Raw genomic sequence first — 2330 nt, 5'->3', positions numbered from 1 at the left:
GCGGCGGCGCGGTCGTGGTCGACCTGCCGCGCCGCATCGACGAAGGGGTCGCCGAGGCCCTCGCCCAGCTCGACCTGGGTCTCCTGGTCGTCCCCGCCGAGTTGCGCGCCGTCGCTGCCGCCTCCCGCGTCGCCTCCGCCTTCGGCATGGTCCTCCGCGACCTCCGCGTCGCGGTCCGCGGGCCGTACGCCCCCGGCCTCGACGACCACGAGGTGGCCCGCCTGCTGGGGCTTCCGCTCGCGGGCGAAGTACCCACCGAGGCCGGGCTGCCGGACGGCGGCAAACCACCGGGGGGCATCCCCCGAGGACCACTCGCGCGGTTCTGCGAAGGCTTCTGGGAGCGGGTCGCGGTCAGGGGTGAGGCGGCGTGAACCAGGTTCCCGAGAACGGGCCGGGGCTGTTCGGCGACGGGCTGCCAGGGGGCGGAAAGCCATGGGCGGCCTGGATCTGCCCACAGCTTCCGATCGGGGGCGAGGTCGTATGAGCGGGATGTCCGACGACGGACTGTTGGACGGGGTACGGCAGTGGCTCGTCGAGAGCGGGGCCGAACCGACACCCGCGCGCGTGGCGCAGGCGCTGCGGGAGCGCGGGCGGGTGCTGGGGGACGCCGAGGTGCTCGGGGCGGCCGAGCGGTTGCGGTCGGAGCTGGTGGGGAGCGGGCCGCTTGAGCCGCTTCTCGCCGACCCGTCGGTCACCGACGTGCTGGTGTCGGCACCGGACCGCGTGTGGGTGGACCGGGGCGGCGGCCTGGAGCTGACCGGGATCTCCTTCCCGGACGCGGCCGCCGTGCGACGGCTCGCGCAGCGCCTGGCGGCCGTCGCCGGGCGCCGGCTGGACGACGCCCGACCGTGGGTGGACGCCCGGCTCCCGGACGGCACCCGGCTGCACGCGGTGCTCCCACCGGTGGCCGTCGGCTCCACCTGCCTGTCCCTGCGGGTCGTACGGCCCCGGGCCTTCACCCTCGCCGAACTGGTGACGGCGGGCACGGTGCCGTCCGGCGGCGACCGCGTCCTGCGGGCGCTGATCCGATCCCGGTTGTCGTACGTCATCAGCGGCGGGACGGGGACCGGGAAGACCACGCTCCTGAGCGCGCTGCTCGGTCTGGTCGACCCCGGTGAGCGGATCGTGTTGGCCGAGGACTCGGCGGAACTGCGGCCCGACCATCCGCATGTGGTGCGGCTGGAAGGCAGACCGGCCAACCAGGAGGGCGTGGGCCTCGTCGAACTGCAGGATCTGGTGCGCCAGGCGCTCCGCATGCGCCCGGACCGGCTGGTGGTCGGAGAGGTGAGGGGGCCGGAGGTCGTGTCCCTGCTGGCCGCCCTGAACACCGGCCACGAGGGCGGCTGCGGAACGCTCCACGCCAACGCCGCAGGACAGGTACCGGCCCGCCTGGAGGCCCTCGGTATGGCCGCCGGGCTCGATCGGGCGGCGCTGCACAGCCAGTTGGCGGCCGCGCTGTCGGTGGTCCTGCACCTCGTACGGGACCCGGACGGACGACGGCGGATCGCCGAAGTGGATGTGTTGGAGCGGGACGGGTCCGGGTTGGTGGTGACCGTCCCGGCGCTCCGCTGGGGCGGGGAGGCGTTCGTGTACGAGCGGGGCTGGGAGCAGTTGCGGGGGTTGCTTCGGGACGGGCTGCGCGGCCGGGGTGAGGGGGCTGCGGACGGGCTTCAGGGCCGGGGCGACGCGCTTCGGGGGCGGTCTGCGGGAGCAGGGCCGGTCGGGCCGCAGGACACGGAGCTCGTCGGGTCCGGGAACGGGCCGTCGGCCCGGCTCGGTGGCGGTTTTGTGAGAGAAGAAGTTGGTTTGGGCGGACTGGAAGGGAGTGGGCGGCAGTGACAGGGGTCGGGGAGATGTCGGTCGGGGTGGTGGCTGGTGCGTGCGCCGGGGCTGCGGCCTGGATGTCGGGTGATGGGCGAGGCACCGGGGCCCGGCGGGCTCGGTTGTTGCTGGCGGGAGGTGAGGCGATGGGGTCGTCACCCTGGGCGCTGGTGATCGGCCGGGTGCGGCGGCTGGGGGCCGAGTGGTGGGCACCGGTGGCCGGGTTGGTGATCGCGGTGCTGGGGGCCTCGGTGCTGCCGATTCTCGCGGGGGCGGCGGCGGTTCCGTTGCTGAGGCGGGTGCGACGGGCGGCGGAGGAGCGCCGGGCCGGGGAACGGCGGGGCGATGCGGTGGTCGCGCTGTGCTCGGCGCTCGCCGGAGAGGCGCGGGCCGGGCGGCAGCCGGGTGAGGCGTTGTCACGCGCCGCGCGGGACTCCGGAGGACTGGGGGAGGCCGAGGCAGTGGTGCTGGCGGCGGCAAGGTTCGGCGGGGACGTACCGGGTGCTCTG

The 2330-nt window shown here is 75.3% G+C and carries 1 protein-coding gene and 2 pseudogenes; all 3 read left to right on the top strand.

Annotated features, from left to right (window positions below; all coding sequences use genetic code 11):
* Nucleotides 1-371: pseudogene (locus tag AWZ10_RS11805) on the top strand (septum site-determining protein Ssd); the annotation flags it as partial.
* Nucleotides 372-480: 109 nt separating this feature from the next.
* Nucleotides 481-1839, top strand: coding sequence for a TadA family conjugal transfer-associated ATPase (locus AWZ10_RS11800; RefSeq protein ID WP_244172465.1), 1359 nt, complete (start codon nt 481-483; stop codon nt 1837-1839).
* Nucleotides 1840-1853: 14 nt separating this feature from the next.
* Nucleotides 1854-2330, top strand: a pseudogene (locus AWZ10_RS11795) (type II secretion system F family protein); the annotation flags it as partial.

Source organism: Streptomyces europaeiscabiei, from assembly GCF_001550375.1.
Taxonomy (GTDB): domain Bacteria; phylum Actinomycetota; class Actinomycetes; order Streptomycetales; family Streptomycetaceae; genus Streptomyces; species Streptomyces europaeiscabiei.
This window is presented reverse-complemented; position numbering and strand designations above follow the sequence as displayed.